The sequence below is a fragment of the Methylobacterium sp. Leaf99 genome (assembly GCF_001422375.1).
Lineage (GTDB): Bacteria > Pseudomonadota > Alphaproteobacteria > Rhizobiales > Beijerinckiaceae > Methylobacterium.
Genome location: NZ_LMMU01000001.1, coordinates 1484238 through 1500935 on the forward strand (window position 1 = coordinate 1484238; position 16698 = coordinate 1500935).

At 70.7% G+C, this 16698-nt stretch carries 16 protein-coding genes and 2 pseudogenes; 10 read left to right on the forward strand and 8 right to left on the reverse strand.

Translation table 11 applies throughout. The features are described from left to right. Positions 1 to 53 precede the first annotated feature (53 nt). The 4 genes and pseudogenes from glmS to glmM form a co-directional block, all read left to right on the forward strand. Positions 54 to 1543, forward strand: a 1490-nt coding sequence (gene glmS, locus ASF28_RS06800) for a glutamine--fructose-6-phosphate transaminase (isomerizing) (RefSeq protein ID WP_157085511.1), incomplete at its 3' end; no start/stop codon positions are given. A 30-nt stretch (positions 1544 to 1573) separates the two neighbouring features. Beyond that, a pseudogene (locus tag ASF28_RS22335) lies at positions 1574 to 1912 on the forward strand (SIS domain-containing protein); the annotation flags it as partial. 145 nt (positions 1913 to 2057) lie between these two features. Then, positions 2058 to 2507 (forward strand): annotated as a pseudogene (locus tag ASF28_RS22340) (SIS domain-containing protein); the annotation flags it as partial. A gap of 64 nt (positions 2508 to 2571) precedes the next feature. Beyond that, the gene (gene glmM / locus ASF28_RS06810) at positions 2572 to 3942 is read left to right on the forward strand and encodes a phosphoglucosamine mutase (protein WP_056089357.1); all 1371 of its coding nucleotides are present in this window, start codon (positions 2572 to 2574) and stop codon (positions 3940 to 3942) included. Positions 3943 to 3948: 6 nt separating this feature from the next. Here glmM and ASF28_RS06815 read toward each other — a convergent pair whose 3' ends face one another. From ASF28_RS06815 to ASF28_RS06850, 8 genes are all read right to left on the reverse strand, one after another. Then, positions 3949 to 4848, reverse strand: a complete 900-nt coding sequence (locus tag ASF28_RS06815; RefSeq protein ID WP_056089359.1) for an alpha/beta fold hydrolase — start codon at positions 4846 to 4848, stop codon at positions 3949 to 3951. Position 4849: 1 nt separating this feature from the next. Further along, positions 4850 to 5863 carry an SDR family oxidoreductase gene (locus ASF28_RS06820; protein ID WP_056089363.1) on the reverse strand — a complete coding sequence of 338 codons (1014 nt, stop codon included), beginning with the start codon at positions 5861 to 5863 and terminating at the stop codon, positions 4850 to 4852. Positions 5864 to 5980: 117 nt separating this feature from the next. Continuing rightward, positions 5981 to 6592, reverse strand: a complete 612-nt coding sequence (locus ASF28_RS06825) for a DUF1989 domain-containing protein (protein WP_056089366.1) — start codon at positions 6590 to 6592, stop codon at positions 5981 to 5983. Continuing rightward, positions 6585 to 7310 (reverse strand): guanitoxin biosynthesis heme-dependent pre-guanitoxin N-hydroxylase GntA, encoded by a 726-nt coding sequence (gene gntA / locus ASF28_RS06830; RefSeq protein WP_056089369.1) that lies wholly within the window; start codon positions 7308 to 7310, stop codon positions 6585 to 6587. The genes ASF28_RS06825 and gntA overlap by 8 nt, the downstream gene beginning before the upstream one ends. 173 nt (positions 7311 to 7483) lie before the next feature. Beyond that, the gene (locus ASF28_RS06835; RefSeq protein WP_056089372.1) at positions 7484 to 8974 is read right to left on the reverse strand and encodes a carbohydrate porin; all 1491 of its coding nucleotides are present in this window, start codon (positions 8972 to 8974) and stop codon (positions 7484 to 7486) included. Between the two features lie 93 nt (positions 8975 to 9067). Next, entirely contained in the window at positions 9068 to 10381 is a 1314-nt protein-coding gene (locus ASF28_RS06840; RefSeq protein ID WP_056089375.1) for a Gfo/Idh/MocA family protein, read from the reverse strand. Positions 10382 to 10592: 211 nt separating this feature from the next. Next, positions 10593 to 11357, reverse strand: a complete 765-nt coding sequence (locus ASF28_RS06845; RefSeq protein ID WP_056089378.1) for a phosphatase PAP2 family protein — start codon at positions 11355 to 11357, stop codon at positions 10593 to 10595. Between the two features lie 36 nt (positions 11358 to 11393). Continuing rightward, positions 11394 to 11924, reverse strand: a complete 531-nt coding sequence (locus ASF28_RS06850; protein WP_056089381.1) for a 2'-5' RNA ligase family protein — start codon at positions 11922 to 11924, stop codon at positions 11394 to 11396. A gap of 82 nt (positions 11925 to 12006) precedes the next feature. On the opposite strand from ASF28_RS06850, the gene ASF28_RS06855 reads away from it, so the two are divergent. The 6 genes from ASF28_RS06855 to ASF28_RS06880 all read left to right on the forward strand — a co-directional run bounded on the left by ASF28_RS06855 (position 12007) and on the right by ASF28_RS06880 (position 16591). Then, positions 12007 to 12939, forward strand: coding sequence for an alginate O-acetyltransferase AlgX-related protein (locus ASF28_RS06855; protein ID WP_056089383.1), 933 nt, complete (start codon positions 12007 to 12009; stop codon positions 12937 to 12939). 101 nt (positions 12940 to 13040) lie between these two features. Further along, entirely contained in the window at positions 13041 to 13511 is a 471-nt protein-coding gene (locus ASF28_RS06860) for a hypothetical protein (RefSeq protein WP_056091343.1), read from the forward strand. Between the two features lie 128 nt (positions 13512 to 13639). Next, positions 13640 to 14533: a thioredoxin gene (gene trxA, locus ASF28_RS06865; RefSeq protein WP_056089387.1), complete on the forward strand. Its 894-nt coding sequence runs from the start codon at positions 13640 to 13642 to the stop codon at positions 14531 to 14533. Between the two features lie 61 nt (positions 14534 to 14594). Beyond that, positions 14595 to 15263 carry an LON peptidase substrate-binding domain-containing protein gene (locus ASF28_RS06870; protein WP_056089389.1) on the forward strand — a complete coding sequence of 223 codons (669 nt, stop codon included), beginning with the start codon at positions 14595 to 14597 and terminating at the stop codon, positions 15261 to 15263. 26 nt (positions 15264 to 15289) lie between these two features. After that, a complete protein-coding gene (locus tag ASF28_RS06875) occupies positions 15290 to 15496 on the forward strand; it encodes a Trm112 family protein (RefSeq protein ID WP_056089394.1) in 207 nt (68 codons plus the stop codon). A gap of 99 nt (positions 15497 to 15595) precedes the next feature. Further along, positions 15596 to 16591: an asparaginase gene (locus tag ASF28_RS06880; RefSeq protein ID WP_157085513.1), complete on the forward strand. Its 996-nt coding sequence runs from the start codon at positions 15596 to 15598 to the stop codon at positions 16589 to 16591. Positions 16592 to 16698: the final 107 nt, after the last annotated feature.

The following is a 16698-nucleotide window of genomic DNA, read 5'->3' on the forward strand; positions in this document are numbered from 1 at the left end:
CCGGCGATCGCCAACGGGGTCGGCGACCTGCAACACAACTGGGGGAGCGTGTCATGTGCGGCATCGTCGGGATCGTCGGTCGGACTTCCGTGGCGGATTCCTTGGTCGAGGCCCTGCGGCGGCTCGAATACCGCGGCTACGATTCGGCCGGCATCGCCACCCTCGAACGGGGACGCCTGGTGCGGCGCCGGGCGGAGGGCAAGCTCGCCAACCTGGAGATGAGCCTGCGCGACGAGCCCCTCGGCGGGTCCATCGGCATCGGCCACACCCGCTGGGCCACGCATGGGCGGCCCACCGAAGCCAACGCCCACCCGCACGCCACGGCGCGGCTGGCCGTGGTCCACAACGGCATCATCGAGAATTTTCGCGAGCTGAAGGCCGAGCTGCAGGGCTTCGGAATCCGCTTCGAGAGCGAGACCGATACCGAGGTCGTGGCCCAGCTCGTCAGCCGGGAGATGGACAAGGGTCTTGAGCCGGAGGACGCGGTGGCCGCCGCCCTGCCCCGCCTGCACGGCGCCTTTGCCCTCGGTTTCATCTTCGCCGGCTACGACGACCTGCTCATCGGCGCCCGCCACGGCGCGCCGCTGGCCATCGGCTTCGGCCAGGACGAACTCGGAACGCGCGAGACCTATCTCGGCTCAGATGCCTTGGCGCTCGCCCCCTTCACAGAGGAGATCACCTACCTGGAGGAGGGCGACTGGGCGGTCCTGTCCCGCGCCGGCGCCGAGATCCGCGACATCGGCGGCGCCGTGGTCGAGCGCCCGCGCCAGCGTATCGTCGCCCAGGCCTATCAGGTCGAGAAGGGCAACCATCGCCACTTCATGGGCAAGGAAATCTACGAGCAGCCCGAGGTCGTCGGCCGCACGCTCGCCCATTACGTCGACCTCGCGCGCAGCCGCATCGTCCTGCCCGCAGACCTGCCGTTCGATTTCGCGCGGTTGACCCGCCTCTCCATCACCGCCTGCGGCACCGCCTACTATGCCGGCCTCGTCGCCAAGTACTGGTTCGAGACCCTGGCGCGCCTGCCCGTGGAGATCGACGTCGCCTCGGAGGCCCGCTACCGCGAGCCGCCCCTGGACCGCGACGGCCTCACCCTGGTGATCTCGCAATCGGGCGAGACCGCCGACACCCTGGCCTCCCTCCGCTACGCCAAGGCCCAGGGCCAGCACACCCTGGCGGTGGTCAACGTGCCGACCTCCACCATCGCCCGCGAGGCCTCCGCCGTGGTCCCGACCCTGGCCGGMCCSGAGATCGGCGTCGCCTCGACGAAGGCGTTCTCGTGCCAGCTCACSGTGCTCCTGTGCCTCGCCATCGCGGCGGGCCGGGCCCGCGGCACCCTGAGCGCCGAGCGCGAGCGCGCACTGGTGGACGCCCTCATCACCGTGCCGGGCCTCATGGCCGAGGCGACCAAGCGCGAGGGCGAGATCGAGATCCTGGCCCGCGAGGTGTCGAAGGCCCGCGACGTGCTCTATCTGGGGCGCGGCACCAGCTACCCGATGGCCCTGGAAGGCGCCCTGAAACTCAAGGAAATCAGCTACATCCANTTGAGTCCGCTCGCGGCCACGTCCGGCCGCAATCGGGCGAGACCGCCGACACCCTGGCSTCCCTSCGCTACGCCAAGGCCCAGGGCCAGCACACCCTGGCGGTGGTCAACGTGCCGACCTCCACCATCGCCCGCGAGGCCTCCGCCGTGGTCCCGACCCTGGCCGGACCGGAGATCGGCGTCGCCTCGACGAAGGCGTTCTCGTGCCAGCTCACCGTGCTCCTGTGCCTCGCCATCGCGGCGGGCCGGGCCCGCGGCACCCTGAGCGCCGAGCGCGAGCGCGCACTGGTGGACGCCCTCATCACCGTGCCGGGCCTSATGGCCGAGGCGACCAAGCGCGAGGGCGAGATCGAGATCCTGGCCCGCGAGGTGTCGAAGGCCCGCGACGTGCTCTATYTGGGGCGCGGCACCAGCTACCCGATGGCCCTGGAAGGCGCCCTGAAACTCAAGGAAATCAGCTACATCCACGCCGAAGGCTATGCGGCGGGCGAACTCAAGCACGGCCCCATCGCAGGTGTCGAAGGCCCGCGACGTGCTCTATCTGGGGCGCGGCACCAGCTACCCGATGGCCCTGGAAGGCGCCCTGAAACTCAAGGAAATCAGCTACATCCACGCCGAAGGCTATGCGGCGGGCGAACTCAAGCACGGCCCCATCGCCCTCATCGACGAGAGCGTTCCGGTCATCGTCATCGCGCCCCACGACGCCATCTTCGAGAAGACCGTGTCGAACATGCAGGAGGTGGCGGCGCGGGGCGGGCGCATCATCCTCATCGGCGACGCAAGGGGTACGGCGGAAGCGGGTCTGGAGACCATGGCCACCGTGACCATGCCGGATTGCGACCCGGTGGTGGCCCCCATCGTCTACGCCGTCCCGATCCAGCTCCTCGCCTACCACACCGCCGCGCTCATGGGGAAAGACGTGGACCAGCCGCGCAACCTGGCGAAATCCGTCACGGTGGAATGATCGACACCGGGCGTGTCCGATCGCTCATCGGAAGAACTTGGGTAAGTATTCGGGAGTGACGGCAATGCTGAAATACTTCGGCACGGACGGGATCCGTGGACTGGCCAATCGCGTGATCACCCCGGAACTCGCCCTGCGGGTCGGGCAGGCCGCGGGTCTGCACTTCCGCAATTCCGGCTACCGCAACCGGGTCGTCATCGGCAAGGATACCCGGCTGTCGGGCTACATGATCGAGACGGCCCTGATCGCGGGCTTCACCTCCGTCGGCATGGACGTGCTCCAGCTCGGGCCGATGCCGACGCCGGCAGTCGCGATGCTGACCCGCTCCATGCGCGCCGATATCGGCGTGATGATCTCGGCCTCCCACAATCCCTACGAGGACAACGGCATCAAGCTGTTCGGCCGCGACGGCTTCAAGCTTTCCGATGCGGTGGAACGGGAGATCGAGGGCCTCATCGACGGGCCGCTGCAGACGCGGCTCGCCGGCGCGCGCGACCTCGGCCGGGCCAAGCGCATCGAGAGCGTGCATGCCCGCTACATCGAGTTCGCCAAGCGGACCCTGCCGCGGCAGATGACCCTCGACGGCCTGCGGGTCGTGGTCGATTGCGCCAACGGCGCGGCCTACCGCGTCGCGCCCGAGACCCTGTGGGAGCTCGGCGCCGAGGTGATCGCCATCGGCGTCGAACCGGACGGCTTCAACATCAACCGCGACGTCGGCTCCACGGCGCCGGAGACCCTGGTCGCCAAGGTGCGGGAACGCCGCGCCGACATCGGCATCGCCTTCGACGGCGATGCCGACCGGGTGATCATCGTCGACGAACGGGGCGTCGTCGTCGACGGGGACCAGCTCATGGCGGTCATGGCGCGCTCGTGGCAACAGGACGATCGCCTGAGCCAGCCCGGCCTCGTCGCCACGATCATGTCGAACCTCGGCCTGGAGCGCTATCTCGGCGGGATCGGCCTCGCCCTCGCCCGCACCGCCGTCGGCGACCGGTACGTGCTCGAACACATGCGCGCGCACGGCTACAACCTCGGCGGCGAGCAATCCGGCCACATCATCATGTCGGACTACGCGACGACGGGGGATGGACTCGTGGCGGCGCTGCAGCTCCTCAGCGTGGTCAAGCGCCAGGACCGGCCCGTCAGCGAGGTCTGTCGCTGCTTCAACGCCCTGCCGCAGATCCTCAGGAACGTGCCCTATCGCTCGGGCGAGCCGCTCCGCGACGGCGCGGTCCTGGACGTCATCGCGTCGGCGACGGCCCGGCTGCACACCTCCGGTCGCCTCGTCGTGCGCCCGTCCGGCACCGAAACCGTGATCCGGGTCATGGCGGAGGGCGACGATCGAAACCTGATCGGAGACATCGTCGACGAGGTGTCGCACGCCATCGCCCGGCGCTTCGGCGTCCCGGAACCCCACCGGGCCCTGCACAGCTGAAGAGCCTCAGGCCCGGCGATCGGCCAGGTCCGCGACGGCGGCCGAAACGAGATCCTGGCGGAAGTGATGGAGCATGTGCCCCGCGCCCGGCACCCAGTCGAAGCGCCCCCCCGGCATCGCCAGGGCGGCGAGGGCGCCCTGAAGGGCGTTGTTGACGACGAGGTCGGCCGTCCCGCCGAGGATGCGGACCGGCACCGCGCAGGTCCGGTAGGCCGCCGCGGCGCGGGTCAGGGCCGGCCAGACGCCCACCGCATCCTCGCCCTCGGCGATCATCCGCTCCGGCCCGCTGGCCAGGGCGAAGGGGAAGTTTTCGGCGAACGCCTTCGGCATGATCTGCGGCAGGAAGATCGCGCGCCACAGGAGCGGCAGCAGGGCGGGGTCCGAACTCCCGGCGAGGACGGGCGCCAAGACCTCGCCGAGGCCGGGGGTGAAGCGCGGTCCGAACAGGACCTGCTCGAGGCGGACTTCCGGGAAGCACAGGGGCGCCAGGGCCAGGACACCCGCCGTTTCGCCCGGGAAGCGCAGTCCGTGGCACAGGGCGACGGCTCCGCCGAAGGAATGGCCGACGAGGAGAGGCCGCTCGACGCCGATGGCCCGCATGGCATCGTGGATGATCTCGGCCTGTCGCCAGGGCGAGGCATCGACGGACCGTTGCCGCCGGCTCAGGCCGTGCCCGGGACGATCGACGGCGATGACGCGAAAGCGCCGTGCGAGGGTCGGCATGAGGGCGAGCCACATGTCCTCCAGGGCCATCAGCGTCCCGTGAATCAGGACGACAGCCGGCCCCTCGCCCGCCTCGGCATAGGCGACGGTGCGGCCGTCCCCGAGATCCACCGTTCGGCGGGTCACCGCCCCGTCGGCCGTCGAGACGGCCGGCGGCCACGGGCGCAACGCGGGCGCGTTCACGTCAGGACCGCCGCCTGGTGCGGCGCGGCGCCAGGAACGCCGTCGCGGCGAGGCCGAGCCCGATGGCTCCGGCCACGAGGGCGAGGGGGTGCAGGCTGGCGCGGGTATAGGCGCTGGTCCGCATGACGTAGCCCGGCTGATCGCCCTTCGCGTGCCCGGTGTCGTCCTGCTCGGGTTGGTGGAGAGTCCCGGTCGGACGTCGCGGACGGCCGGGGCGCTTCTGCATGGCGACGATGGCCGGGGCGAGGAGATCGAAGGCGCCGGGCGCGAATTCCTTGCTCGCCGCGAAGACCTTGCCGGCGCCGCCGACGATGACGTCGCGCAGGGGATGCACGGCGCAGTGCAGGATCGCATGGGCGACTTCTTCCGGCGGATAGACCGGCGGCGGCAGCATCGGCTCGCGATCCATGTAGTTGCGGGCCCGCCGCGGCAAGGGCGTATCGATGGAGGCCGGCTTGATCAGGCTCACCGTGACCGGGGCGCCCTCGTGGCGCAGCTCCATCCGGAGGGCGTCGGTGAAGCCCTTCACCGCGTGCTTGCTGGCCGAATACATGCCCTGGAACGGGAAGGCGAGGTCGGAGGCGAGGCTGCCGACGTTGATCAGCGCACCGCCGCGCCGGCTCAGGTGCTCGACGGCGACCAGCGACCCGTAGACGGTGCCCCAGAAGTTGGTCTGCACCAGCCGGGCGTGATCCGCGTCCGACACCGCCCGCAGGGGGCCGTAGATGGTCACGCCGGCGACATTGACCCAGGTGTCGAAGCCGCCGAACGCCGTGATCGCCTTGGCGGCGATGACTTCGACCTCGGCCCGTTGCCCGACATCGGCCTCGACCCAGACGGCCTGTCCCCCGGCCGCCTCGATCTCCGCGACGATGTCGGCCAGTGCCGCGCCGCTGCGGGCCGCCAGCACCACGCGCGCGCCGCCCTTCGCGGCCATGCGGGCCGTGGCGAGGCCGATCCCCGATGAGGCTCCGGTGACAACGATCACCTGATCGCGCAGGGACTTGTGTTTCATGGGCCGGTCGCTTCCCGAGGTTGCGCGCGGTCCGTGACTCGCGCTGGAACCTACGCGCGAAGCGATGGGACGTTGCGAAACGGCGCGGCCTGCGCCGATTTCACGCCCCCGGCGCCGTCAGGCCGCGTCCGCCGAGTCGATGCGGTAGTGGATCGGCTTGAAGCTGCCGTTGTTCGATTGCAGGGCCGAGCAGGCCGTCAGCCCGATGACGAGGTCGGCCTGCGCTTCGAACGTGATGTGGTCGCCGGGCCGGCTCAGGGGCGGCTCGACGGTGATGGCGCCGGTCGCGGCGTCGATGGGCACGTTCATGAAGCAGTTGAACGCGATGGGGATCTGGTCGGGCCCGATCCCGTAGGGGGCGAGGGCCGCCGCCAGGTTGCCGAAGCAGCCGCGATGCGGGTCGGTGTCGCCGTAGATGATCCGGAACGTGTCCTTCGAACACGGCGTCAGCAGGAAGTCGTGGCGCCCGACGGTGTCCTCGACGATGCGGAGCATCACGTTGGAGCGGTTCGAGTAAAGGGGATCGCCCGTGGTGAGGTAGATCCGGCTCGCGTAATCGAGGGTGCGGCCCGAGGACAGGACTTCGCCGGTATCGTGCCGGTTGTAGGCGAGGAGGTCGGCGACCTGCTCGCCCTGCGGGTCGATGACCGTGAGGCGCTGGCCCCGGTCGAGGGTGAAGGCGACACCCGAACGCGGCGCGATCGCCTGGGGGGGAGGCGCGTCACACATCGGTCGCCTCGCGCGCGCGCGTTCCGGTCGTCTCGCCCGTGCGGGCCCGGCCCTTGAACGGGCATTGCCACGCGTCAGAGACGGCCCGGCCGCTGTACTGACGGGCCTCGGACATCTCGCCGTGGCGGGCCAGCATCGGGTTGGCCGACCCGGCGAAGGCCGTGTCGCGGGCGAGGATCGAGCTGCGCAGCTTCTCGTACCGGTTGGCCTCGCGCAGGGCCTCGAACTGGGCGTGGAGATTGAACACCAGCACCGGCGAGGAGAAGCGCCGGGCCGGCCGGCTCGCCCGCGGGTGGAGGCCGACGATGAAGAAGGCCTCGCCGCCGAAGCTCAGGGAGAAGTGCGGGCTCTCGGGATCGCTCGCGACCCGCCGGTCCCAGGGCTGGCCGAGCCACTGATCCTTGTCGGCGAGGGACTGGGCGCGGGCCCACAGGTGACGCTCGAACTGTTCTTCCCCGAGGTCGCCCGGCCCTTCGAACACCACGGCGAAGCTCTGGAACAGGTCCGGTGCCCGCTTGTAGCGCGCGGCGAAGGCGAGGAGCGCGGGGTAGATCCGCATGTCGTCCCAGCCGGAGGTGATGTCCCGGGCCACAACGATCTTCATCTGCCCCTTCGACAGGGCCGATTTCGCGCCGACGCAGGGGAAGGGAGGGTCACGGATGAAATCACGGAAGGCATGCGCCAGCGCATGGTCACGGTCGTCCCTGGGAAACTGCATACGGACTCATCACTCGGGCAGTTCCGGCTGCGCACAGATGCGGCAGCCGATGACGCGGTCCTGAGCAACCGGGTCGACGGGCCGGGTGTTCCGCCATGGACGAGAGGCCGCAGGCTTACCAACAGGGGATTTTGCGCACCCCGTTCCGGCGGTGCGCGCGGCGGACGACTCCCCTAATACCGGATCGTCGTGCGCAGGCCGAACACCGCCGCGTTGCGGATGCGCCCGGCATCGGGATCGCGCGGGTTGAGGATGCCCCCGCTCGGCCGGAAGATGTACTGGACGTCCGGCTGCAGGGTCACGCCGGGGCCGAGCACCGCCTGGTAGGTCGCCTCCAGCACCGCCTCGCTGCTGCGGCGCGGGCCGGGGACGCCGGTGGCCAGGATCGTGTCCGCATCGAAGGCCCGGGCGTCGCGGGAGATGCGCGAGAGGGCGAAGGCGACGCCGACGGTGTCGTCGGAGCGCCCCGGCAGGAGCCCCTTGTAGGCGATGCCGGCATCGACGTAGAGGTCGATGAGGTTGCGGTCGGACGGCCCGCCCGCCACGCGCACGAACACGCTGGCGCCGTCGTTGGGGTCGTCGGGCTCGCGGTAGATCGTCTGGTCGATGATGCCGTAGAGGCCGCTGTCGCCCCGAAACCGCCGGGCGATGCCGGTGCTGCCGGACGAGGCCAGGGGCGTGCGGTTCTGGTCGAAGCGCAGGCTGTCGAAGCGCCCGAAATGGTGCCAGCCGCCGAGCGTCACCGTCCCGGCCTCGCCGGTGCTGCCGGCCTCGATGTTGTAGGCGTAGGCGGCCTCCGCGATGACGAGGGCCGGATCGCCCGTGCGGAAATTGGTGCCGGTGCGGTTGCGCCGCTGCGGGTCGGGATCGGCGCCCGAGCGCGCGGGGCCGGCCGGATCGCCGTCGAACACGCCGACCTGGAGCGAGAGGTTGGCGTTGGGCACGACCTTCGCCCGGATGCCCGGTACCGCCAGGGGATAGATCGGCCCGCCGCTCGGGATCACCACGGCCATGTTGTTCGGCCAGCCGAAGGTGGAATTCACGAACACCGTGCCGGTCTGGGTCACGGCGAACTCGGTGTCGGCGGCGAGTTGTCCGAACCGCACGGAGAACCGGTCGTCGAACAGCTTCTGCTCGAAGGAGAGTTCGTAGAGCCGGGAGGACGGAAGGGCCTCGATCCCGCTCACCGTGACGAGGTTGTCGATGGTGCCGCGCGACAGGCCGGCCCCGTGGATCTGGAACAGGTTGGTGTGCAGGGACGCCCCCTGCCAGCCGAGGAGGGGGCCGAGATCGGCGTCGATCTCGAGGTCGAGGAGGCCCTCGAGGATCGCGCGCCGCCGCAGGCCGCCCGTCGCGTTGCCCAGGCCCTCGCCGATATAGGTCAGGCTGTAGGTGATGCCGCGCGCTTTCAGGAAGGCTCGCAGGCCGAAGGGATCGCCGTAGGGACCGAGCTGATCCTGGATCGAGGTGTCGAGGTTGGCCGACGGCCGCGACGAGGTGACCGACTGGGCCACCGAGGTCTGCGGATCGCCGCCCGCGCCCCGCGACGAGCCGATGGCGACGGGCTCGGCCGCGATCCGGGCCAGTTCGTCGGCCGGACTCTGGGCCTGGGCGCCGCGAAGGCTCGCCGCGCCGAGCAGGCCGAGGGTCGAGCCGAGAGCCAGGCCGGGGGCGATGAAGCGGCGGAGGAAGATGGACGGCCCCTGGGCAGGTGTTCGCTGAACCCTACCCCGCTTTCATGACGATCCCGAGGATCTTCAGCCGGCCTCGTCGAGTTCCGGCCCGCGCGTGACATCGAGGCCGGCGCCGCTCCCGGCCGGCGGGCCGACGGTAACGGGCCGCCCCGAGCGTGCGGCTTCGTAGATCGCCTCCATCAGGACCTGATCCTGCAGCCCCTCCTCGCCGGGGGTGCGCGGGCGCCGGTCCTCGAGGATGCACCGGGCCATGTGGTCGATCTCGAGGGCGAACTGGTTCTTGGGGGCCAGGACCCGCGAATCCTGCGATTCCACGGCGCCGTCCGGATGCGAGACCACGAGGTGCTGGCCGCGATAGGCGAAGGCGTTGCGCAGGTCGATGTCGGCCCGCTCCGTGTGGAGCTGGAGGCGGCGGGATTCGTGGATGCCGTAGCTCGTCATGCATTGAGCGAGGATTCCGGAGGGAAACCGCAGGGTGAACGACACCGTCTCCTCGACCTCGGCGAACTTCGCGTCGCCCGGCGGGGAATGGAGGCTCGCCTCCACGGAGACCGGCTCCTCGCCCGTGAGCGCCCGCACGCCGTTGAGGCAGTAGAGGCCGATGTCCGGCAGGGCCCCGCCCCCCGAGAGGGCCTTCCGCAGGCGCCATTGCTGGGGCAGGCCGGTGGTCTGGCCATTGAACGCCTGGATCAGGCGCGGCTTGCCGAACTCGCCGGAACGGGCGAGGCGCGTCACCTCGCGGTTGTAGGGCTCGTACTGGCAGCGGTAGGCGATCATCAGCTTGAGACCCGCCTTGGCGCAGGCTTCGATCATCTCGCGCGCCTCGGCCGAGGAATTGGCCATGGGCTTCTCGCACAGCACGTGCTTGCCCGATTTGGCGGCGGCCAGCACGTTGTCGCGGTGCAGGCCGTTGGGCGTGACGATGTAGACGGCCTTGACGCTCGGGTTCTGCGCCAGGCGGTCCCATTCGTCGTAGCCGTAGACCGCGTCGGCCGGCACGCCGTACTGCTCGGCCACGAGCCGCGCCTTCGCGGGCGTGCCGGACATCACCGCCGCGAGGCGGGCGCGCTTCGTCTCCCCGAAGGCCGGCAGGATCTCTTCCAGGCTCAGGCGCCCGAGGCCGATCACGGCGAAGCCCACGCGCTGGGCCGGCGGCATCGGAGCGGGCGGCGGCGGCGGCACCCGGTCGCCGGCCCCGCGCCAGTTCGGGAACATCACCTTGCCGCCCTGCACCGCGCCGGTATCGGCGGGCACGGAGGGGCCCGGCAGCCCCTGGGCGTTCGCGCCCCCCGCACCGAGGCCGAGGGCTGCGCCGGTGACCGTCAGGCCTCCGGCCCGCAGGAGATTTCGCCGGGACAGGGGAAGATCGTCGCTCATGAATTCACGCCGCTGAAGCTTCGGACAGGTCGATGACTCCGTCCGGGAACGCCATGGGGGTGCGGGTGTTCCTGCGGTCAACCGTCCCGGCGGACGGCGGCGAGGCGCCCGCGCAGAGGCGCGTTCTCCGCCCGTATGGCGCGCCAATCGCGCACGACGCCGATCGTCGCGCCCACACCGGACGCGGTCCGCCCCCGTCCCGTCCGAAGGGTCAGCGCGCCGCGGGGGCGGCCGTCGGGGCCTCGACCTCACCCCGGCGCTGGAGCTGCAGGGCGACGAACCAGCACAGGGCCGCCCAGGCCGCGCCGACGCACCAGCCCGCCAGCACGTCGCTCGGCCAGTGCACCCCGAGATAGACCCGGCTGAAGCCGACGAGCAGGGTCATGGAGATGCCGACGAGCATGACCAGCACCTTGACGCCGCGCTGGCGGTCGACGCGGGCGACGAGGGCCGCGAGGGTGAGGTAGGCGATGGCCGACATCATCGCGTGGCCGCTGGGGAAGCTCGCCGTGAACACCTCCATGCCGTGGGGCACGAGGTCCGGCCGCGGCCGGTGGTAGAACAGCTTCAGCACCGTGGAGGCGAGTTCGCCCCCGCCGATGGCGGCGACCACGAAGGCGGCGATCCGCCGGCGTCCGGTCATGGCGAGGTAGGCCACGGCCGCAACCGTCACGAACACGATGGTGAAGATGCTCCCCAGGCCGGTGATGTCCCGCATGGTCTCCTCGAGCCAGCGCGGCCCGATGGGGTCCGAGAGGTCGGCCGGATTGCGCAGGGCCAGCAGGATCTTGCGGTCGAGGGCCGCCGTCGAGCCCTCGCCGACCTCGCTCGCCAGGGCGAAGAAGCCGTAGCCGAGGAGGCTGACGGCCAGCAGGGCCACGACGGCGCCGACCTCGTTGAGGCGCAGGGCCAGCCGCAGGGCATTGGCGCGGCCGATCAGGGGGTCGATGCGGCCGAACGCCGGGAGGGATTTCATCGCGCGCGTGTCCTCAGCTGGCTCACCTGTCCCGGTTCACCGGTTCTCTCCAAACGCGAAGGCGGCCCGGCGTTCCCACGGCCCGCCGAGATAGCGCCACAGGACGAGGCCCGGCGCCGTGAACCGGAAGGGCGTGAAATCCGCCTCCAGCTCGGCCAGGAGCGCGCGCGCCACACCGGTCGCGACCTTGTTCTGAACGGTGACATGCGGGCGCCAGCCCTGGCCGTCCTGGGCGGTCAGCACGGCGGCGAATTCATGGGCGAGGCGGCCCCGGAACGTCGCGAGGGCGGGCGATTCCAGCCCATACGCCACCCCGCGCCCGAGGAAGCGCAGGCCCGTCACCGCGACCTGCGGCGGAGCCTCGACCCGGGCGAGGGCCGCCACGGTCTCGGCGATGCCCGCCTCGTCGAGGCCGGGCAGGTGGTGGAACAGGGTGACGTGGGCCGGGATGTGATTGAGGGCGGCGGGGAAGTGCCGCCGGCGCAGGCCGTCGAACTGCGCGAAGGTCGGCGCATCGAACTGCAGGGTCAGGATCAGGGGGTCGGGCGTGGCGCCGGAATTCGTCATGTGGCTGTGCAGATGGCGCGGTCGGGCTCACGGGTCCAGCCCCGGTCTGTTCAGGAACCCGTTCGCCGTCTAGAGACCGCGCATGCGGCGCAAACACCGGGAGATCGTTCATGTGGGCCGGGACGGCTGGCTCTTCCTGATCGGGGGCAGCAACGGCGTGCTCGCGCAGTACCGCGCGACCCCGGCGCGCTGGTGGCGCCTGCGCGCCTGGAGCAAGCTCATCGAGGCACGGGCCGCCCGGGCGCAGTCCCTCGGCATCCGCTACCTCCACACCCTCGTGCCGGAAAAGCTCTCCGTCTACGACGACCGCACAGACGGGCTCGGCTTCGACGTCCAACGCTCGCCGGCCCGGCGCCTCGCCCGGCGCCTCGTCAACAACCCGGCCTTCGTCGATCTCCTGGGGCCGATGCGGGCCGGTCGCGACGGCCCCGTTCCGCTCTACTACCGCACCGACACCCACTGGAACTACGACGGCTGCCTCTTCGCCTACCGCACCCTGCTCAGGGCCTGCGGCGCGGTGCCCCCCGCCGATCTCGTCGAGCGCCCCCGCTTCGAGACGACGCGGGTGCGCGACCTCGGCGACAAGCTCCCGAGCCAGCCCACGGAGACGGCGAGCCACGGCATCATCGACCGCGACGCCCGGCGCCACTACGCCAGCCCGGCCGTGGAGGCCTACGAGGCGGCCGGGCGCGCCCACGACCTCCACGTCGGCGCCCACGTGGTCTACCGCAACGACACGCCCGGCGCCGACCCGCGCACGGTGGTGCTGTTCGGCGATTCCTACGCCCATTTCGCCCCGATCATGCTCACGGGCCTCCTGGCTGAGACCTTTCGCGAGGTGCACTTCGTGTGGTCGTCGAGCCTCGACTGGGGCTACATCGAATCCGTGCGGCCCGACCTGCTGCTGTTCGAGATGGCCGAGCGCTTCCTCACCCGCGTGCCCGACGACGGGTTCGACATCCGCGCCGTCCACAAGGATGCGCCGCCGGAGGACGGCCCTCCGCCCGCCGCCTGATCCGGTCCCGGTCCCGCGCGGTCCCGGTCCCGCGCGGTCCTCGTCCCGCGACGGCGGCTCCCCCTCGACAGATCGGGACGCCACCATACATCTGCTTCATGATGTACGCCCCGACCCTCCGCCTCGCCCTCGCCCTCGCGCCCCTCCTGCTCGCCGGTCCCGCCCTGGCGCAGACGGCGATCAAACTCGAGGGCCGCTGCGAGAAGCTCGTGATCGCCGGGCAGGACGTCACCGGTACGTGCAAGGCCACGCTGATGAACACGGTCTCGCGCAGCCGCACGAGCTTCGATTTCTCGGCCGAGGGCCGGGCCCTCAGCTTCAGCGGCAACGGCGCCCAGCAGGAGCGCACGGAGGAGACGGACCCGCTCCAGCCCATCAACCTCGTGATTCCGAGCGAGACGACGAAGGACGGCGTGGTCCAGGGCCCGCTGGTGGCGGTCGGCGCGTGCCGCTTCAGCACGCCGGCCCCGGGCAAGACCGCCATCACCTGCGAGGCCAACGCCGCCAAGGGCACCTATGCGGGCACCTTCGTGACCGACACCAAGGCGCCCCCCGGCGCGCCGGCGCCCTGAAGCGAATTTCGGGTCTGGTCGCGAGGCCCGGGCGCGACCATCTCTTGACGGACGGGCACGCGGACGGACAGACCCGGCCGCGACCCGAGATTGCTTCCGAAGACTCTTGACGACGTTTCGAGGACCCGATGCTGAACGACGCGCCCCAGGCGGGCGAACCGATCAAGGATGTGACGACGGCGAGCTTCCGCCAGGACGTGGTCGCCGAATCCATGCAGCAGCCCGTGCTGGTGGATTTCTGGGCCCCCTGGTGCGGCCCGTGCAAGCAGCTCGCCCCCGTGCTGGAGAAGGTGGTGCAGGCCTCGGCCGGCGCCGTGAAGCTCGTCAAGATGAACATCGACGAGCATCCCTCCATCGCCGGCCAGCTCGGCATCCAGTCGATCCCCGCCGTCATCGCCTTCGACAAGGGCCAGCCCGTGGACGGGTTCATGGGCGCCGTGCCCGAGTCCCAGATCAAGGAGTTCATCGGGCGCCTCGCCGGTCCGGCCGGCCCCTCCCCCATCGAGGAGGCGCTGGCCGAGGCCGAGGCGATGCTGGGGGTCGGCGACACGGCGGGCGCCGCCCAGCTCTACGCCGCGATCCTCACCGAGGAGCCCGATAACATCGCGGCCATCGCGGCCCTGGCGAAGCTCCAGCTCGATCTCGGCGAGATCGACAAGGCCAAGGAAATCCTGGCCATGGCGCCGGCCGACAAGGCGGGTGACCCGGCCCTGACCGGCGTGCGCGCCGCCCTGGAGCTGGCCGAGAAGGCCGCCGAACTCGGCGACCTCGGGGAATTCCAGAAGCGGATCGAGGCCGATCCCGGCGATCACCAGGCCCGGTTCGACCTCGCGCTCGGCCTCAACGGCCTCAACAAGCGCGACGAGGCCGTGGACCAGCTTATCGAGATCGAGCGGCGCGACCGGACCTGGAACGAGGGCGCGGCGCGCAAGCAGCTCCTCACCTTCTTCGAAGCCTGGGGCCTGATGGACAAGGCCTCGATCCGGGGCCGGCGCCGGCTCTCGACCCTGGTTTTCGCGTGACGCCGGTTCTCCACGTGAGATCGGGTGTCGGCGTGAGGCATCGAACCGACGGGACGACGCGATGAGCACGCATGCGGGCTACAAGGGACCGGCCGATTGCCCAGGGGTGATCCCGGTCTTCCCCCTGCCCGGCGCGCTGCTGCTGCCGCGCGGTCAGATGCCCCTCAACATCTTCGAGCCGCGCTACCTCGCGATGATCGACGATGCCCTGCGCACGGACCGGATCATCGGCATGATCCAGCCCGATGTGGACAGCGGTTCGTCGCCGATGACCCCGAAACTGTTCCGGGTCGGCTGCGCCGGGCGCATCACCCAGTTCGCCGAGACCGGCGACGGGCGCTATCTCATCTCGCTCACGGGCGTCGCCCGGTTCCGGGTCGAGAGCGAGATGGCGGTGGCCTCGCGCTACCGCCGCTGCCAGGTCTCCTACGACGACTTCGCGGTGGATTTCGAGCCGCGGGCCGGCGAGGATGCCGTGGACCGCGAGGGTGTGCTCAAGGCTCTGAAGGACTTCGTCGAGGTCAACGACCTCAAGGTCGACTGGGCCGGGATCGACGAGGCGCCCAACGAGGCCCTGGTCAATGCCCTGTGCATGATGAGCCCGTTCGGCGCCCGCGAGAAGCAGGCGATGCTGGAGGCCCCCGACCTCAAGACACGGGCCGAGGTCTTGATTGCGGTGACCGAAATGGAGTTGGTGCGGGGCTCGGGCTCCGAGCCTACCCTGCAGTGATCCGTTCCCTCCAAGGATGAGCGCCCATGGCCGATGACACCCAGACCCCGGTCGAGGCGACCCGCGTCGACCCCAAGCTCCTCGAGCTCCTGGTCTGCCCCCTGACCAAGGACACCCTCGATTACGACGTCGCCCGGCAGGAGCTGATCAGCCGCTCGGCCAAGCTCGCCTATCCGATCCGCGACGGCATCCCGATCATGCTGCCCGAAGAGGCGCGCCCCCTCACCGACTGACGGTCCCCTCCCCCTTTCTCGAAGCCAGGGCGCGCCATGACGACACAGGCCATCCTCCGTCACGCCGCCCTGGCCGTCTTCGCATGGGCCCTCACCGCCATGACCGCCATCGCCGCCGAGCGTCCCCTGGTCGCCATCGTCGCCACCGGCGGCACCATCGCCATGAAGAACGACGCCGTCACCGGGGCGCCGGTGCCGGCCCTGTCGGGGGCCGACCTCGTCGGCGCCGTGCCGAAACTCGGCGACATCGCCCGGATCGAGGTGACCGAGTTCAGCAACGTGCCGAGCGACTACATGGGCCCGGAGCTCTGGCCCGGCCTGTCCGCCAAGGTGGACGAATTGCTCGCCCGGCCCGACATCGCCGGCGCCGTGGTCCTGCACGGCACCGACACCCTCGACCAGACCGCCTATTTCCTCGACCTCACCCTGCGCAGCACCAAGCCGGTGGTGATGGTGGGAGCCCAGCGCAACGCGTCCGATGCCGACGCGGACGGAAGCCGCAACCTCCTGAACGCCGTGCGCCAGATCCTGTCGCCCGATGCCGTCGACATGGGCGTCACGGTGACCCTCAACCACCACATCAACGCGGCCCGCGAGGTGCGCAAGACCCATACGAGCAACGTCGAGACCTTCAACTCCGGCGACGCCGGCACCCTCGGCTACGTCGACGAGGACCGGGTGGTGTTTTCGCGAAAATCCCTGCGCCGCCAGACCCTGCCGATCCCCGAGCGCATGCCGCGCATCGACCTCGTGTCCATGTATGCGGGCGCGGACGGAACCCAGGTGCGCCAAAGCGCCGATGGCGGCGCCGAGGCCATCGTGGTGGAGGCCTACGGCTTCGGCAACGTCAACGCGGCCATGCACGACGCGATCCAGTACGCCATCGCCAAGGGCGTGCCGGTGGTCGTGGCGACCAAGGTCCACAACGGCCGGGCCCTGCCCGTCTACGGCTTCAAGGGCGGCGGCAACACCCTGCTCAAGGCCGGCGCGGTGTTCGCCGACGACCTGACGCCCGACAAGGCCCGCGTGCTCGCGCTCCTGGCCATCCCGCTGACCCACGACCGGGCCGCGCTGCAGGCGTATTACAACCGCTAGCCGCGCCACGGCCCGGACACCGGAGAGCCACGGGCGGGCCGGACGGCGACCGGCCCCATCGCACGCAACGTCGACACCGCCAAGGTTACGCGTACGATCCACCCCAG

Excerpts from the sequence above, each read along its gene's own strand:
- glmM (WP_056089357.1), top strand. The coding sequence starts at position 2,572 with ATGCTGAAATACTTCGGCACGGACGGGATCCGTGGACTGGCCAATCGC.
- ASF28_RS06870 (WP_056089389.1), top strand. The coding sequence starts at position 14,595 with ATGAGCACGCATGCGGGCTACAAGGGACCGGCCGATTGCCCAGGGGTG.
- ASF28_RS06820 (WP_056089363.1), bottom strand. The coding sequence starts at position 5,863 with ATGAAACACAAGTCCCTGCGCGATCAGGTGATCGTTGTCACCGGAGCC.
- ASF28_RS06875 (WP_056089394.1), top strand. The coding sequence starts at position 15,290 with ATGGCCGATGACACCCAGACCCCGGTCGAGGCGACCCGCGTCGACCCC.
- ASF28_RS06880 (WP_157085513.1), top strand. The coding sequence starts at position 15,596 with ATGACCGCCATCGCCGCCGAGCGTCCCCTGGTCGCCATCGTCGCCACC.
- ASF28_RS06860 (WP_056091343.1), top strand. The coding sequence starts at position 13,041 with ATGTACGCCCCGACCCTCCGCCTCGCCCTCGCCCTCGCGCCCCTCCTG.
- ASF28_RS06845 (WP_056089378.1), bottom strand. The coding sequence starts at position 11,357 with ATGAAATCCCTCCCGGCGTTCGGCCGCATCGACCCCCTGATCGGCCGC.
- ASF28_RS06840 (WP_056089375.1), bottom strand. The coding sequence starts at position 10,381 with ATGAGCGACGATCTTCCCCTGTCCCGGCGAAATCTCCTGCGGGCCGGA.
- ASF28_RS06855 (WP_056089383.1), top strand. The coding sequence starts at position 12,007 with ATGCGGCGCAAACACCGGGAGATCGTTCATGTGGGCCGGGACGGCTGG.
- trxA (WP_056089387.1), top strand. The coding sequence starts at position 13,640 with ATGCTGAACGACGCGCCCCAGGCGGGCGAACCGATCAAGGATGTGACG.
- ASF28_RS06825 (WP_056089366.1), bottom strand. The coding sequence starts at position 6,592 with ATGTGTGACGCGCCTCCCCCCCAGGCGATCGCGCCGCGTTCGGGTGTC.
- gntA (WP_056089369.1), bottom strand. The coding sequence starts at position 7,310 with ATGCAGTTTCCCAGGGACGACCGTGACCATGCGCTGGCGCATGCCTTC.
- ASF28_RS06850 (WP_056089381.1), bottom strand. The coding sequence starts at position 11,924 with ATGACGAATTCCGGCGCCACGCCCGACCCCCTGATCCTGACCCTGCAG.